Source organism: Stenotrophomonas sp. STEN225 (assembly GCF_056756445.1).
This window is the reverse complement of sequence record NZ_JBRRBV010000003.1, coordinates 83327-98018: the sequence shown is the minus strand read 5'-3', so window position 1 is coordinate 98018 and position 14692 is coordinate 83327. Positions and strand designations below refer to the sequence as shown.

Sequence of the window (14692 nt, the reverse complement as noted above, 5' to 3'; positions counted from 1 at the left end):
CTGCGCCACAACACTGTCCTCCGGCCTCGAGCCGGCTTGAGGAGCCTGTGATCCCCGTGATCCGGGCTCTTTTTTTTATCCCGGTGGCGGCGCTGGGGTCAGATCCCTTCTGCCGCAGCAGAGGGGATCTGACCCCCTTGGCTGGAAACCGTGACGTCCCGGCTTGCCGCTGTCACCTTGCAGGCCGCAAGATGCGGACCGGTCCGGGGAGTCCGAAGGCATGAGCACGGTAGTGCGAACGAAGTCTGCACGAGGGTGGGGGCTGGCGGCCATGGTGCTGCTGGCCGTGGCCGCGTGCCGCGAGCCAGGCAGTGATCCGGCCCGACCGGCAGCCGAACCGGTGGCCGCCGTGCAGGCGATGGCGCAGCGTCTGGCCGAGGACGATCTGCTCGGCTACGCGAAGCTGTCGGTGCCCCCCAGCCAGTACCAGCGGCTGCAGCAGGCCTGGGCGGACGGACACAGCCAATGGCCGCTGACCGAACTGCCGCTGGGTGACCAGCTGCTGCCGATGCTGGCCGCCCTGCGCAGGCCCGGCGCCAGCGCCGAACTGCAGCGCAGTTTCGACCGCCAGCTGGCCGGGCAGTCCGGCGCGGTGCGCCAGGCCGCGCAGTCGATGGGCAACTTCGGGGTGCAGTACCTGCGCCATCAGAAGGGATACACGCCCAGCCAGCAGGCCCACTACATCGCCCTGGTGGAGGCCCTGTCCGGCTGGGCGCAGGGCGCACCGATCAGCGATCGCGCACGGGCGCGCAGCAGCATCGCCGCGCTCGTCGGCGCCGCCACCCAGGTCGGCTTCGAGGATGATGCCGGCCTGCAGGCCGCGGGGATGGAAGGCAGCCTGCAGCAGCTGGCGCCGTTCATCCACACGCTCAAGGCCGTGCTGGCCAGCTACGGGCTGGGGGTGGACGAAGCCCTGCGCAGCATCCGCGGCCAAGTGCTGTCACTGGAGGGCGACAACGCGCTGGTCCGCCTGCAGTACGACCTGGCCGGGCGCGAGCTGACCCTGCAGCTGCCGCTGAGCCGGCGCGAAGGTCACTGGTACCTGACCCGCACTCTGGCCGATACCGACGCGATACTGCGCCAGGCCGACGCGGCCCGTGCGGCAGCCGCGCCCGCCCCGGCCGAACCCGCCGATGCAGGCGAAGAAGCGGCAATGCCGCCGCCTAAGCCATAATGGCGCCGATGTCGAAACAGAACCCGCTGCCGTTCCCCGGCGAAGAATCCCAGTCGACGCCCGCCGAAACGGCGCTGGCGTCCCCCTCGACCAGTACCGGCCCGAATCCGGTGCCGCCGCCCGTGCACGCCCGTCCTCCTGGCCGCCGCCCGCTGTGGGCACGGTTGCTCGGCCGCCTGGTCGAGCCGTGGCTGTCGCTGAAGATCGAACCTGAGGATCCGGGCCAGTACAACGATGGCCGTCCGGTGATGTACGTGCTGGAAGACTACGGGCTGTCCAACGCGCTGATCCTGGACAAGGCGTGCCGCCAGGCGGGCCTGCCGTCACCGCTGGTGCCGCTGGCCGGCGACCCGACCGGTCGCAAACGCGCCTACCTGGCACTGTCGCGGCGCAGTTCCAGCAACTCGCTGATTCCGGAGCAGCGTGGCGCCAAGACCCATTCCGATTCGCTGGCCAAGGTCCTGCAGGCGCATCGCGTGCATGAGGATCTGGACGTGCACCTGGTGCCCGTGTCGATCTTCGTCGGCCGCGCGCCGGACAAGCAGAGCGGGTGGTTTGCCGTACTGTTCTCGGAGAACTGGGCGCTGGTCGGCCGTTTCCGCCGCCTGCTGGCGGTCCTGCTCAACGGCCGCAGCACCATCGTCCGCTTCGCTCCGCCGATTTCGCTGCGCTCCACCGTCAACGAGGGCCTGGAGCCCGAGCGTACGGTCCGCAAGCTGCAACGCGTGCTGCGCACCCATTTCCGCCGTATCCGCGAATCGGTGATCGGCCCGGACCTTTCCACCCGCCGCCTGCTGGTGGACCAGGTGCTGGCCGCCGAGCCGGTACGCGAAGCGATCGCCGCGCAGGCCAAGCGCGACAATTCCAAGCCGGCCGATGCCTGGAAGAAGGCGCATGCCTACGCCTGGGAAATCGCTGCGGACTATTCCAGCCCGGTGGTGCGCTCGGCCAGCTTCATGCTCAGCCATGTCTGGAACCGGATCTATGCCGGTGTGCTGGTTCACCATCTGGACAAGTTCAAGGCGGCCGCGCCGGGCCATGAAGTGGTGTACGTGCCCAGCCACCGCAGCCACATGGACTATCTGCTGCTGTCCTACCTGCTGTACGACCGCGGCATCGTGCCGCCGCACATCGTGGCCGGCATCAACCTCAACCTGCCGGTGGTCGGCACGCTGCTGCGCAAGGGCGGCGCGTTCTTCATCCGCCGCTCGATCCGCGGCAACGCGCTGTACTCGGCGGTGCTCAGCGAGTACGTCGCGCAGCTGGTGGCCGGTGGCTATTCCATCGAGTACTTCGTCGAGGGCGGCCGTTCGCGTACCGGCCGCCTGCTGCAGCCCAAGGGCGGCATGATCTCGATGACCCTGCGTGCCTTCCTGCGCCAGCCGCGCAAGCCGGTGCTGTTCCAGCCTGTCTACATCGGCTACGAGAAGCTGATGGAAGGCGGCAGCTACCTGGACGAACTCTCCGGCCGACCGAAGGAAAAGGAATCGATCTGGCAGCTGCTGTGGGGCATCCCCAAGGTGCTCAAGCAGAACTACGGGCAGGTGGTGGTCAACTTCGGCGAGCCGATCGCGCTGAACGACGTGCTGGCCGAGAAGGCGCCGGAGTGGAAGGGTGAGGCGGTGCCGGAAGACGAGAAGCCGGCATGGCTGTCGACCACTGTCGATACACTGGCCGAGCGCATCCAGGAACGCATCAATGGTGCGGCGGACGTCAACCCGATCAATCTGCTGGCATTGGCCCTGCTGTCCACGCCCAAGCATGCAATGGGCGAGGCGGACCTGATCGCGCAGATCGAACTGTGCAAGACCCTGCTGGTCGAGATGCCGTATTCGGACCGGGTGACGGTGACTCCGCATTCGCCGGAGCGGATCATCGCCCACGCCGAGGAGATCAACGTCCTCACCCGCATCAAGCACCCGCTGGGCGACGTGCTCAGTGTGAGCGGCGACACCGCGGTGCTGCTGAGCTACTTCCGCAACAACGTGCTGCACCTGTTCACCGCCTCCTCGTGGGTGGCGTGCTGTTTCCAGAACAACCGCCGCATGAGCCGCACCGGCCTGGTCCAGCTGGGCCGCACCGTCTACCCGTTCCTGCAGGCCGAGCTGTTCCTGCCGTGGACCGAGGACGAGTTCGCCCAGCGCATCGACCAGACCATCGACGTGTTCGTGCGCGAGGGACTGCTGCAGAACGTCAACGAGGACGATGGCGGCATTCTTGCCCGCAACACCGGGCAGACCGACGAAGTGTTCCGCCTGCGTGCGATCGGCCACTCCCTGCAGCAGGCCTTCGAGCGCTACTACATCGCCATTTCGGTGCTGGTGAAGAACGGGCCGGGCACGCTCGGCGCCGCCGAACTGGAAAGCCTGTGCCAGCAGGCCGCACAGCGCCTGAGCCTGCTCTACGCGCCGGCGGCACCGGAGTTCTTCGACAAGGCCCTGTTCCGCAGCTTCATCCAGAAGCTGCGCGAACTGCGCCTGGTATGGCCCGACGAGAACAGCAAGCTGCTGTTCGACCAGCGCCTGGATGCCTGGGCCAAGGACGCCAAGTTCATCCTCGGTCGCGAACTGCGCCACACCATCGAGCGGGTCAGCCCGGAAGCCGCACGCCCGGACGAGCCTGCGCCGCAGGATTGAAGGTCGCGCCGGGTCCTACGGTAGGTGTGGACCTTGGTCCACACACCTTCCAGTCGTGCCAACCAAGGTTGGCACCTACCAGGGCAGAGGCCAACCAAGGTGGGCACCCACCTGAGCCCGGCTCACGCCGGCTCGTCGGGAATCTGCAGGCTTTCCAGCCGGGTGATGCAGTCCTTCAGCTGCAGCTTGCGCCGCTTCAGGCGTTTGGACTCGAGCTCGTCCTCGCCATTGGCCGCCATGCGGGTGATCTGTTCATCCAGCAGGCGGTGCTCGGCGCGCAGGGCGGCGAGGCGTTCGGCGATCTCGGCGGGGCTGTAGGTGTCCACAGCCTCCGAGCATACACAGCGATGATGACCACCGGGAGAGGGCCGGACCGTTCCCCGGCCGGGGCCGCTCCAAGCCGGTAGAATGGCAGGCATGAGTGCCGTGATCTCCCTTCCCGATCCCCTGCCGCGCGCGCCCCGCGATCCGCGCGTGGCCGAGCGCGAGCAGCACAAGCTGGCCAAGCGCCTGCGCCGCCAGGTGGGCGAGGCGATCGCCGACTTCGGCATGATCGAGGCCGGCGACAGGATCATGGTCTGCCTGTCCGGCGGCAAGGACAGCTATACCCTGCTGGACATGCTGGTGCAGCTGCAGAAGAAGGCACCGGTGCCGTTCGAACTGGTGGCGGTGAACCTGGACCAGAAGCAGCCGGGCTTCCCCGAGCATGTGCTGCCGGAGTACCTGGCCGGGCTCGGCGTGCCGTACCACATCATCGAGCAGGACACCTATTCGGTGGTCAGCCGGGTGATTCCGGAAGGCAAGACGATGTGTTCGCTGTGCTCGCGCCTGCGCCGCGGCGCGCTGTACCACCATGCCGAGACCCATGGCTTCACCAAGATCGCGCTCGGCCACCACCGCGACGACATGGTGGCCACGTTCTTCATGAACCTGTTCCACCACGCCAAGCTGTCGGGCATGCCGCCGAAGCTGCGCAGCGATGACGGCCGGCACGTGGTGATCCGGCCGCTGGCCTACGTGCGCGAAAGCGACATCGTCGCGTACGCGCAGGCACGCCGGTTCCCGATCATCCCCTGCAACCTGTGCGGCAGCCAGGAAAACCTGCAGCGCCGCCAGGTCGGCCTGATGCTCAAGCAATGGGACAGGGACCACCCCGGCCGCATCGAGCAGATCGCGCGCGCCATGGGCCAGGTCCGGCCCTCGCAGCTGGCCGACACGTCCCTGTTCGACTTCATGGCGCTGGGCCGTCGCGATGACGCACCGCTGCCCGATGCCCATGCCTGGCTGGCCGGTACCCCGGTCGACGCCGACGCAGATCCCGAGACGCCCACCGCATAAGGTCGGTCGCCCTTTCTCTTTGCCATCCGGAAATCCATGTTCTTTCGCAACCTGACGTTCTTCCGTTTCCCGACCGCCACTGATTTTTCTGAAATCGATACGCTGCTGCCGCACGCCGTGCTCAAGCCGGTCGGCGCGCTGGAGATGAATTCGCGCGGCTTCATTTCACCGTTCGGCCGCGAGGAGAAGGAACTGCTCTCGCACCGCATCGCCGAGCACCTGTGGCTGACGGTCGGCGGCGAGGACAAGATCCTGCCGGCAGCCGTGGTCAACGACCTGCTCGAGCGCAAGCTGGAGGAGATCGAGGAGAAGGAAGGCCGGCGCCCCGGCGGCCGCGAACGCAAGCGCATGAAGGACGACCTGCTGCATGAACTGCTGCCGCGCGCCTTTGTGAAGTCCTCGCGCAACGACGCCTTCATCGACCTGCAGCACGGCTACGTCGCGGTGGATACGTCCAGCCGCAAGACCGGCGAGTACTTCATGTCCGACATCCGTGGCCTGCTCGGCAGCTTCCCGGCAATGCCGCTGAACGCCGAAGTCGCGCCGCGTTCGATCCTGACCGGCTGGATCGCCGGCGAACCGCTGCCGACCGGGCTCAGCCTGGGCGAGGAGTGCGAGATGAAGGATCCGGTGGAGGGCGGTGCGGTGGTCAAGTGCCAGCACCAGGAACTGCGCTGCGACGAGATCGACAAGCACCTGGACGCCGGCAAGCAGGTGACCAAGCTGGCGCTGATCTTCGAAGACAACCTGTCCTTCGTCATCGGCGACGACCTGATCGTGCGCAAGCTGAAGTTCCTCGACGGCGCCCTGGACCAGCTCGAGCATGCCGACGAGGAGGGCCGTCGCGCCGAGTTCGACGCACGGTTCGCCCTGCAGAGCGCCGAGATCCGCCGCCTGTTCCTGCTGCTGGAAGAGGCGTTCAAGCTCAGCAAGGCTGACTGAACAGGCACCGCGTGGGCCGCCGGTCATCCAGCGGCCCGAAGCAGCGCTATGCTGGCTGCATGAGCCGCCTGCTGCGCCGCCTGATCTCGCCCACACCGCCCGCCACCGTGCAGCGCGATACCGTTCGCCTGCGCCTGGAGGATGCCGAGATAGACGTGCTGCGCGTACGCGATCCGCGCGCGCGCCGCATCAAGCTCAGCGTCGACGAACGCGGCGCGCGCCTGACCCTGCCGCCGCGCGCCAGCCTGGTGATGGGCGAACGTTTCCTGGAGCAGCATCGCGACTGGTTGGCACTGCAGCTGCGCCAGTACCAGGGCCAGGGCCTGCCCGCACCGCTGCAGCCCGGCGTGGACGGGGTGCTGCCCCTGCGCGGGGAGCTGCTGCCGCTGCGCTGGCAGGAAGGCCGCTACGCACGCCTGGACATCGACGAGCACGGCGCCTGCCTGCAGTGGCCGACCCGTGCCGGTGACGCGACCCTGCGCCGTCTGCTGCGCGAGTTCTTCGAGGCGCAGACCCGCGCCGACGTGGGCCGCTGGCTGCCGCGCTACCTGCCCGGCCTGCCACGGGCACCCAGCCGCCTGCGCTTGAAGGTGATGTCCTCGCAGTGGGGTTCGCTGGCTCCCGATGGCAGCATGGCCCTGGATCTTGCGCTGGTCCTGGGGCGTCCGCAGGCATTCGAGTATGTGCTGGTGCATGAGCTCTGCCACCTCATCCAGCCCAACCACTCGCCGGCGTTCTGGCAGGAGGTCGAGCAACGGTTCCCGGCCTGGCGTGAGCAGCGCGACTACTTCCAGCAGGAAGGGCGACGCCTGAAGGCGATGCTGAGGCAGCTGCTGTAAGCCATCACCCTGCCGGTCCGGCCGTACAATGCGGCCATGCCCGGCATGCTCAAGACTGTCTTTCTTTCCATCGTCGCCCTGGTTGGCGCGCTGCTCGCGCTTGCCCTGGTCACCAGTGCCGGTGGCTGGCTGCCTGCGCTGCTCGGCCTGCATCCCGGCAGCGAAGCGCAGCTGGGCTGGGACCTGGCGTTCACCGTGCTCGGCGGCATCGCCGCGATCGCCTTCGCCACCTACTACGCGCCCTGCTGGCCGCGTGCGCACGGCACCTCGATCTGGTCGCTGCTGGTGCTGGGCGCAGGCTACGGCCTGTGGACGCTCGGCGCGGATTTCCCACGCTGGTTCGTCATCGGCCTGCTGGTATCACTGCCGGTGCAGCTGCTGCTGGGATGGGGGTTCGGACGCCGGCCCTCACGCATCGCAACACGGGCTTAACAATCTCCCCCTAGGCTCGGTGCCCGCCGAACGTCGGCAACGCGGCGCAGGGGCCTGTACCCACGGAACCCGGGAACAGGCGCGGCGTAAGACACCACAGGGAACCGGGGAATCATCCGATGCGTTACCAGACCCGGGAGGCCGCCGCCGCGGCCTCCCAAGCGAAGCTGTTGTCCCGCGCCGTGCATGCGGTGCTGATCGGCGGCCTGGCCGTGCTGCCCGTCGAAGCGATGGCCGAGGAGGCGATCGAAGGCGATACCCGCCAACAGCTGCAGCAGCTGGACACGGTCACCGTGACCGGCAGCTATGCACGGAGCCTGGAGCGCGCCGTCGACCTGAAGCGCGCCAACATCGGCTTCTCCGACTCGATCGTCGCCACCGACGTGGCCGATTTTCCCGAGCAGAATCTCGCCGAAGCGCTGCAGCGCATGCCGGGCGTCACCATCGAACGCAACAAGGGCCTGGGCAGCAGGGTCAGCGTGCGCGGCCTGCCCAGCGAGTTCACCCTGGTCTCGATCAACAACCTGGCGACGGCGTCCGGCAGTGGCGGACGCGACGTGCAGTTCGACATCTTCGCCTCGGACGTGGTGCAGACGGTGACCGTGCAGAAGTCGCCGACCGCCGCCGATGAGGAAGGCGGCATCGCCGGCTCGGTCTACATCGAAACGGCCAAGCCATTCGACTTCCCCGAGCCGAAGTTCAGTGCGTCGGCCGAAGCTTCGCACAACTCGATCAACGGCAAGATCGATCCGAAGATCTCCTTCCTCGCCAGTGACACCTGGGGCAACTGGGGCGGCCTGGTGTCGTTCTCCAAGGCCAAGCGCACCAACCGCACCGACTCCAACTCAGGCATCAACTTCCGTCCCATGGGCCGCTTCCTGGAGGCGTCGGGTACGCGCGGTTCGCAGGCCGCCGCGGTGCTGGCGCGCGATGCCGGCATCGTCGTCAGCAACCGGATGGACAAGGATGAAACCAGCCGGATTGTCTTCCAGGACAAGGTCGGCGACCGCGTCTACCTCAACGAGCAGGACCAGTGGGGCGCCACCGCCTCGCTGCAGTTCAAGCCCAGCGACACGTTCTCGCTCAGCTTCGACGCCATGCTCGGCGGCTACGACACACACGAGGACGAGTACGATGCCGCAGCGTACTCGGCCTCCAGCCGCAGCACGCTGGACACCATCCACGACTACGACCGTGACACGCTGTCGGCCTACGGCATCACCGTGCTGAAGGACGTGTCCTACACCGCCACCCAGCACGAAATCCTGAGCAAGGAACGCAACGCCGATACCGACTACCGTCAGTTCAGCAGCACGCTGGACTGGAAGGTGGGCAACTGGGACATCGACGCGCTGGTCGGCTACTCCGGCGCGCGCAAGGACTCGGACTACGCCAACCTCAAGCACGTGGCCTACGCGCCGTCGCGCACGCGCTGGACCCGCAACGGCGGCGAGACCGTGCCGAGCACAACCGGCGGTTTCGACATGTACAACGCCGCGGACAAGTACCTGTTCGAAGCGTACGAAACCGAGCTGGAGAAGGTGAAGGATGACAAGTACGCCGCGCAGCTCGACCTGAGGCGGCAGATGAACCTGGCCTTCTTCCCGGCACTGAGCGGCGTGCAGTTCGGCGCGCGCTACACCGACAAGACCAAGGAACGCGCGTTCGGCAGCGGCAAGATCCAGGGCCCGGCCGCCGGCAGCGCCGCGTGGGTCAATACGCGCACGCTGGCCGACAGCAACCCGGTGTGGATCAGCCAGCTGGCACCGGGTGGTGCGTATCGCCCGAGCGACCTGGACTGGCAGCAGGTTTCCAACGCCTATGCGCGCGCTACGTTCCGCTACCCGGGCTATGAAACCCCGATCGATCCGGGCCAGTACTACGAGGTGAAGGAGAAGACCCTGGCCCTGTATGCCATGGCCGATCTCTACTTCGATATCGGACAGGTACCGGTGTACGCCAACCTCGGCGTGCGTTCGATCGACACCGACGTCGATTCGTCAGGCTTCCATCCGGTGCAGAACCCGGATGGCAGCAACGGCTTCACCGCCACACCGATCTCCAGCAGCGGCGACTACAGCAGGATCCTGCCCAGCTTCAACATGACCGCCGAGATCGCCGACGGCCTGGTGCTGCGCGGTGCTGCCTCGGAAACGCTGATGCGTCCGTCGCTGACCGACATTGCCTACCGCCGCACCGTCAGCTGGAGCAGCTTCCGCTTCACGGACGGCAACCCGGCACTGAAGCCGACCACCGCCAGGCAGTGGGAAGTGGGCCTGGAAAAGTACCTGCAGAACGGTGGCCTGCTGGCCGCGTCGTACTTCTCCAAGAAGATCGACGGCGTAGTGCGGCAGTCGTTGACCGGCATCGTGCCGAACGTGGAGAAACTCAACGCCAACGGTTCGCTGGACGGCTACTACGACTTCGAGGTCTACCAGCCGGTCAACGCCGATGGCTCGTACAAGGTCACCGGCGTGGAGCTGGTCGCGCAGCTGCCGCTGTCGATGCTGCACCCGGCGCTGGAAGGCTGGGGCATCAATGCCAACTACACCCAGCTCGACAATTCGCTGACCGGTGCATCCGACCTGGATATCCCGACGCCGCCGGAAGGCCTGGCCGAGAAGGCGTACAACGTCACCCTGTACTACGAGAACGATCGCTTCAGCGCGCGCGCCTCGTACAACTACAAGGACAAGTACGTCGAGTACATCCATCTGAACATGTATCCGGTTTACCGCGATGCCTATGGCCAGCTCGATGCCTCTATCGGGTTCCGCCTCACCGACACCTGGAAGCTGAACCTGGAGGCGATCAATCTGCTCGACGAGAAGACCACCGGCTACACCATCGACAAGGCCTTCCCGACCCAGTACGAGTTCTCCGGCCGTCGCATCACCTTCGGCATCCGCGCGGACTTCTGAGCCCGCCGCTGCAGGGCCGTGGCCAATACCCCGGCCCTACAGATCGAGCGACGGCAGGGTCTGCTTCACCGCATCGATGCCCTGCCACGGATCGGCCTTCAGGCGCTTGGCCCGTGCCAGCGCCTTGTCGAGCGGGAAGGCGTCGGCCGCCTTGATCCGCGCAAGCTCTTCCCAGCGCAGCGGCACCGCCACGCCCGCACTTTCGCGGGCGCGCAGCGACCAGGAGCAGACGCTGGTCGCGCCACGCGTATTGCGCAACCAATCGATGAAGATCACACCGCCGCGCTTGGCCTTGCTCATCGTTGCCACATAGCGTTCGGGCGCCTGCTGTGCCATCGCCTGCGCGAAGGCCTCGCAGAATGCCTTGGCCTGTTCCCAGTCGGCGGCGGGCTGCAGGGGGACCACCACATGCACGCCCTTGCCGCCGGACAGCCGCACGAAACTGCGCAGGCCGATCTCCTGCAACCGGTCGCGCACGTCGCGCGCGCCGGCCTTGACCTCGTTCCAGCCGACGCCCTCACCGGGGTCCAGATCGAATACCAGCCGGTCTGGATGTTCGGGATCGGCGACCGTGGCGCCCCAGGGATGCAGCTCGAGCGTGTTCATCTGCACCAGCTGCAGCAGGCCGCGTACATCGTCGATGTAGACGTAGTCCTCGCGACCGCTCTTCTGCTGCAGGGGGACCGCATGCACGGCGTCGCCCAGGCCCGGGCCGTGATGCTTCTGGAAGAAGCAGGCCTTGCCCGCGCCATCAGGGCAGCGCAGCAGCGAAAGGGGCCTGCCCACGATCCCGGGCAGGATCCAGCGAGCCATCTGCCGGTAGTAGTCGGCCACGTCGCCCTTGCGGATCTTCTTCTTCGCGAAGACCACACGCTCAGGGTGACTGATGGCAACCGCGTCGTCGCTGCTTGTGGTCTTTGCAGGCATCGCCAGATCCTCGCCGCTCTTGTCGCTGCGCAGCCGCTTGAAGCTGGCCTGTCGCAGCAGCCCCTCCTTGCCCCAGCCACGGAAGGCCACTTCCGCCACCCTCACTGGCTTCACCCAGTGCACGCTGGCGGCGCGGAACGGGACGTGCGCGGGCAGCGCCACCGCAGCGTCCTCCACCGCCAACGGCTTCAGCGTCCGCGCCAGCGCGCGCAGGCTGTCATCGTCGAAGCCGGTGCCGACGCGACCCACGTAGCGCAGGCCGTCCTTGTCGGGAGTTGCCAGCAGCAGCGATCCGAACCCCACGCGCGAGCCCTTCGGCGCGGTATGGCCGACGATCAGGAACTCATCGGTGTCCTCATGCTTGACCTTCACCCAGCTGCGCGCACGCACGTTGACGTAGGGCGCGTCCACCTGCTTGCTGACGATGCCCTCATACCCGGCCTTACCACTGGCGGCGAAGACCTGCGGCCCATGGCCGAGCACGTGATCGCTGAACGCCAGCGTTCCGGGCGTGTCGCCGATCAACGCCTTGAGCAGCGTCTTACGCTCAAGCAGCGGTGCCGCGCTGATGTCCACTCCCGCCACGCCGGGCAGGTCGAAGAGAAGGTAGCGTAGCGGCGCCTTCGAGCTGCCATCGATGACCCGCTGCAGGGCGGCGAAATCGCTGCGCCCCTTCTCGTCGAGCACTACCAGTTCACCGTCCAGGCGCGCGTCATCAACCGGCAGCGCCTGCACGGCCTGCACGACTTCAGGGAAGTCCCCGGTCCAGTCCAGCCCGTTGCGCGAGCGGAGCTTCACTTCACCGCCGTGCAGATCGGCCAGCAGGCGATAGCCATCCCACTTGATCTCGTGCAGCCAGCGATCGCCATCGGGCGCGGCATCGCGGTGGTCGGTCAGTTGTGGTTTGAATGCACGCGGATACGGGCGGTCGCGGGCGCCCTGCAGTTTCAGCGCGCGCGCGTGCCAGCGCGACTCCGCCTTGCGTGTCTTCCTGTCCGTCATCTTCTTCGCGCTCCCGGGGTGTTCACGCAATGGCGCGTGCAGCAGGTCGTCGGCCTCTGCGTCGCGGGCCTCGCTGTCTTCGCGCTTGATCAGCAGCCACTGCACCTGGCGTCCCTTCATCGCGGTCCGCACCAGTTTCCATCCCCCGGCCAGCCGCTGGCCATGCAGGACGAAATCGATCTTGCCCGCTGCCAGCGCCTGCAGTGGATCACCCGCGCATGCCCAGGTGCCGTGGTCGAAGACCTCCACGTGACCAGCACCGTAGTGGCCCTCGGGAATATCGCCCTGGAAGCCGGCATAGGACAGGGGATGATCTTCCACTTCCACCGCCAGCCGCTTCTCGCCAACGCGCAGCGATGGCCCTTTGGGCACCGCCCAGCTCTTGAGCACGCCGTCCATTTCGAGGCGGAAATCGAAATGGCGCGAACTGGCGTGGTGCAGCTGGATGACGAAGATCGGCCGCCGCTTCGGATCACCCGGCGCCGGCTGGTCGTCCGGTTCCGGCGTCTGCCCGTTGCCGCCGCCGAGCCGACGCTTGCGCCGGTACTGATGCAGCGACATGGATCACCCTGCCTTGCGCCGTGGCGCGGCCTTCTTCGCTGCCTTCTTCGCGGTCTTCCTGCCTGTCTTGCCGGCCGCCTTCTTCGCCGGCGCCTTGCGCGCGGTCGTCTTGCTCGCGGGGGTTCGCTTGTTCGCATCCAGGCTCTTCTGCAACAGGGCCATGAAATCGACCACGTTGGTGGTGGCGTCCTCGCGCGGTGCAGGCTCTTCGTCCACCCGGGTGGTGCCCCCCTTGGCCTTGATCCGTTTGTTGAGCACCTGCTGCAGGCGCTCGCGGAACTCGTCGTGATACTGCGACGGATCCCAGTCGCCAGCCATCGACTCGATCAGCTGCTCGGCCATCGCCGTTTCCTTGCCGGTGATGCGGTACTCGGACAGGGTGCCGGTGGGCAGCTTGAGGTCCTCCGGATCGACAAGCTCCTGCGGATAGCGGAGGATCATCAGCACCAGGGCGTGCTCGTGCGGCATCACCGCGCAAAGATACTCGCGGGTACGCACGACCACCCGTGCAATGCCGACCTTGCCGGTGCTGCGCAGCGTCTCGCGCAGCAGTACATAGCCCTTCTCGGCCTTCTTGCCCGGCACCAGCAGATAGGGCTTTTCGTAGTAGCGCGGATCGATCTGCGCCGCGTCCACGAAGGTCTCCACCTCCACGGTCTCATGGCTTTCGGGCGCCGCCGAACGGATGTCGCCTTCCTCCAGCACGACATAACTACCCTTGTCGTACTCGTAGGCCTTGACGATGTCCTTCCACGGAACTTCCTCACCGGTATCGGCGTTGACCCGTTCGAAGCGGATCGGTTTGCGGTCGCGCGAATCGAGCATGCGGAACTGCAGATCGACCTTGCGTTCGCCGGACATCAGCGACACCGGCACGTTGAGGAGGCCGAAGGAGAGTGTTCCGGTCCAGATCGGGCGGGCCATGCGCGCACCTGTGCTTGAGCAGGACCGTCAGCTTCCGGTGCCGGGTGTAAACCACCCGTGTCGATGCCGTGCACGCCGGGTCGGCGCGCAGCATCCCGGCCAGGTCACTGCAGCAGGGGTCTTACCGCCGCTGCCGGAATATGATCCAGCGCGCGCCATGCGTCTTCCACCACCGGCCGCGCCTGGGACCAGCCCAGTCGCGACTGCCCTCGCATCTGTTCCCAATGCTCGGCCAGCTCCTCGCAGGTATCGGCCGCATCCCCACGCGGCCAGTCCGCCGCATGTGTGGTCAGTGCGAAGGCATACACCGGGCACAGGTCACGCCAGTTGCGATGACCGTGACCACGGCGTTCCTCGTAATCGCTGAGCATGTACTGGAGGTAATCCTGGGCCACGGCCTGCGGATCTTCGTGGCGACGCGTCCGGCGCTGCGCGGTGCGCTGGCCGAGCGGATCGAGCAAGGCGTTGAACACGGACGGGGCGGGGCGTTCCAGGCGGGGCATGACCGGCTCCTGCAGCGGGTCGGGTGGGCAGGAATACCGGCGGCAGCGTTATCCAGCCGTGACAGAGATGTTCATGACGCAGGGTTCGCGGTGCCTTTACCTCGGTGGAGGTGTAGTGGTCCTCCCCATGCGCAGGTACCTGATCATGAGCCGAGAGACCTCCCGAGACCCGCTCCGCGAGAACCGTGCGCCAATTCCCGGCGAGCAGCGCGGCAAGCACGACAACGATGATGCCGACTTCCGTGGCACGGGCGCGCCCTTCTTCGACGCCGCACAGTCCGGCGAGCATCTGCCGGTGAAGCGCGAGGCTGAACAGGCCGCGCTGGACCGCAAGGACGGCGGCGACCGCCATCGGGGAGGGCAGGAGAGCCCGCTCAAGCGACGCGAACGCAAGCAGCACGCCAGCGACAACCAGGACGAGGCGCTGGAGGAAACGTTCCCGGCCAGCGACCCGACGTCACCGTTCGTGCCGGCCAAGGCGCCCGACTGACGT

The 14692-nt window shown here is 67.0% G+C and carries 12 protein-coding genes; 8 read left to right on the top strand and 4 right to left on the bottom strand.

Annotated features, from left to right (window positions below; genetic code table 11):
- The first annotated feature begins 220 nt into the window (after positions 1-220).
- Together ACVOJ1_RS04440 and plsB are read left to right on the top strand one after the other, a co-directional pair.
- Positions 221-1174 (top strand): hypothetical protein, encoded by a 954-nt coding sequence (locus ACVOJ1_RS04440; protein WP_346480061.1) that lies wholly within the window; start codon positions 221-223, stop codon positions 1172-1174.
- The gene (gene plsB, locus ACVOJ1_RS04435; protein WP_065174083.1) at positions 1174-3810 is read left to right on the top strand and encodes a glycerol-3-phosphate 1-O-acyltransferase PlsB; all 2637 of its coding nucleotides are present in this window, start codon (positions 1174-1176) and stop codon (positions 3808-3810) included. Before ACVOJ1_RS04440 ends, plsB begins: the two co-directional genes overlap by 1 nt.
- Positions 3811-3932: 122 nt before the next feature.
- Here plsB and ACVOJ1_RS04430 read toward each other — a convergent pair whose 3' ends face one another.
- Positions 3933-4136, bottom strand: coding sequence for a YdcH family protein (locus ACVOJ1_RS04430; protein ID WP_053516066.1), 204 nt, complete (start codon positions 4134-4136; stop codon positions 3933-3935).
- Between the two features lie 91 nt (positions 4137-4227).
- Between ACVOJ1_RS04430 and ttcA the strand changes: the two genes are divergently transcribed.
- The 5 genes from ttcA to ACVOJ1_RS04405 all read left to right on the top strand — a co-directional run bounded on the left by ttcA (position 4228) and on the right by ACVOJ1_RS04405 (position 10282).
- On the top strand, positions 4228-5148 hold the full coding sequence (ttcA, locus tag ACVOJ1_RS04425) for a tRNA 2-thiocytidine(32) synthetase TtcA (RefSeq protein WP_181452149.1): 921 nt from the start codon (positions 4228-4230) through the stop codon (positions 5146-5148).
- Positions 5149-5184: 36 nt separating this feature from the next.
- Positions 5185-6090, top strand: a complete 906-nt coding sequence (locus ACVOJ1_RS04420; protein ID WP_065174082.1) for a recombination-associated protein RdgC — start codon at positions 5185-5187, stop codon at positions 6088-6090.
- Positions 6091-6149: 59 nt separating this feature from the next.
- Positions 6150-6929, top strand: coding sequence for a M48 family metallopeptidase (locus ACVOJ1_RS04415; protein ID WP_053516073.1), 780 nt, complete (start codon positions 6150-6152; stop codon positions 6927-6929).
- A gap of 36 nt (positions 6930-6965) precedes the next feature.
- Complete coding sequence (locus ACVOJ1_RS04410; protein ID WP_111187083.1) at positions 6966-7361, top strand: hypothetical protein; 396 nt, start codon at positions 6966-6968, stop codon at positions 7359-7361.
- A 119-nt stretch (positions 7362-7480) separates the two neighbouring features.
- Positions 7481-10282: a TonB-dependent receptor gene (locus tag ACVOJ1_RS04405; protein WP_197600188.1), complete on the top strand. Its 2802-nt coding sequence runs from the start codon at positions 7481-7483 to the stop codon at positions 10280-10282.
- Between the two features lie 36 nt (positions 10283-10318).
- Here ACVOJ1_RS04405 and ligD read toward each other — a convergent pair whose 3' ends face one another.
- The 3 genes from ligD to ACVOJ1_RS04390 all read right to left on the bottom strand — a co-directional run bounded on the left by ligD (position 10319) and on the right by ACVOJ1_RS04390 (position 14199).
- On the bottom strand, positions 10319-12772 hold the full coding sequence (gene ligD, locus ACVOJ1_RS04400; RefSeq protein ID WP_322523025.1) for a DNA ligase D: 2454 nt from the start codon (positions 12770-12772) through the stop codon (positions 10319-10321).
- 3 nt (positions 12773-12775) lie between these two features.
- Positions 12776-13696, bottom strand: coding sequence for a non-homologous end joining protein Ku (ku, locus tag ACVOJ1_RS04395; RefSeq protein WP_053516081.1), 921 nt, complete (start codon positions 13694-13696; stop codon positions 12776-12778).
- A gap of 104 nt (positions 13697-13800) precedes the next feature.
- Positions 13801-14199: a hypothetical protein gene (locus tag ACVOJ1_RS04390; protein WP_053516083.1), complete on the bottom strand. Its 399-nt coding sequence runs from the start codon at positions 14197-14199 to the stop codon at positions 13801-13803.
- Positions 14200-14344: 145 nt separating this feature from the next.
- Here ACVOJ1_RS04390 and ACVOJ1_RS04385 point away from each other — a divergent pair, with 145 nt between their 5' ends.
- Positions 14345-14689: a hypothetical protein gene (locus ACVOJ1_RS04385; RefSeq protein WP_065182172.1), complete on the top strand. Its 345-nt coding sequence runs from the start codon at positions 14345-14347 to the stop codon at positions 14687-14689.
- The last annotated feature ends 3 nt before the right edge of the window (positions 14690-14692 follow it).

What these genes read in the sequence shown, in the direction of transcription:
- plsB (WP_065174083.1), top strand. Translation starts at nt 1,174, where the DNA reads ATGGCGCCGATGTCGAAACAGAACCCGCTGCCGTTCCCCGGCGAAGAA.
- ttcA (WP_181452149.1), top strand. Translation starts at nt 4,228, where the DNA reads ATGAGTGCCGTGATCTCCCTTCCCGATCCCCTGCCGCGCGCGCCCCGC.
- ACVOJ1_RS04410 (WP_111187083.1), top strand. Translation starts at nt 6,966, where the DNA reads ATGCCCGGCATGCTCAAGACTGTCTTTCTTTCCATCGTCGCCCTGGTT.
- ACVOJ1_RS04440 (WP_346480061.1), top strand. Translation starts at nt 221, where the DNA reads ATGAGCACGGTAGTGCGAACGAAGTCTGCACGAGGGTGGGGGCTGGCG.
- ACVOJ1_RS04390 (WP_053516083.1), bottom strand. Translation starts at nt 14,199, where the DNA reads ATGCCCCGCCTGGAACGCCCCGCCCCGTCCGTGTTCAACGCCTTGCTC.
- ACVOJ1_RS04405 (WP_197600188.1), top strand. Translation starts at nt 7,481, where the DNA reads ATGCGTTACCAGACCCGGGAGGCCGCCGCCGCGGCCTCCCAAGCGAAG.
- ku (WP_053516081.1), bottom strand. Translation starts at nt 13,696, where the DNA reads ATGGCCCGCCCGATCTGGACCGGAACACTCTCCTTCGGCCTCCTCAAC.
- ligD (WP_322523025.1), bottom strand. Translation starts at nt 12,772, where the DNA reads ATGTCGCTGCATCAGTACCGGCGCAAGCGTCGGCTCGGCGGCGGCAAC.
- ACVOJ1_RS04415 (WP_053516073.1), top strand. Translation starts at nt 6,150, where the DNA reads ATGAGCCGCCTGCTGCGCCGCCTGATCTCGCCCACACCGCCCGCCACC.
- ACVOJ1_RS04420 (WP_065174082.1), top strand. Translation starts at nt 5,185, where the DNA reads ATGTTCTTTCGCAACCTGACGTTCTTCCGTTTCCCGACCGCCACTGAT.
- ACVOJ1_RS04385 (WP_065182172.1), top strand. Translation starts at nt 14,345, where the DNA reads ATGAGCCGAGAGACCTCCCGAGACCCGCTCCGCGAGAACCGTGCGCCA.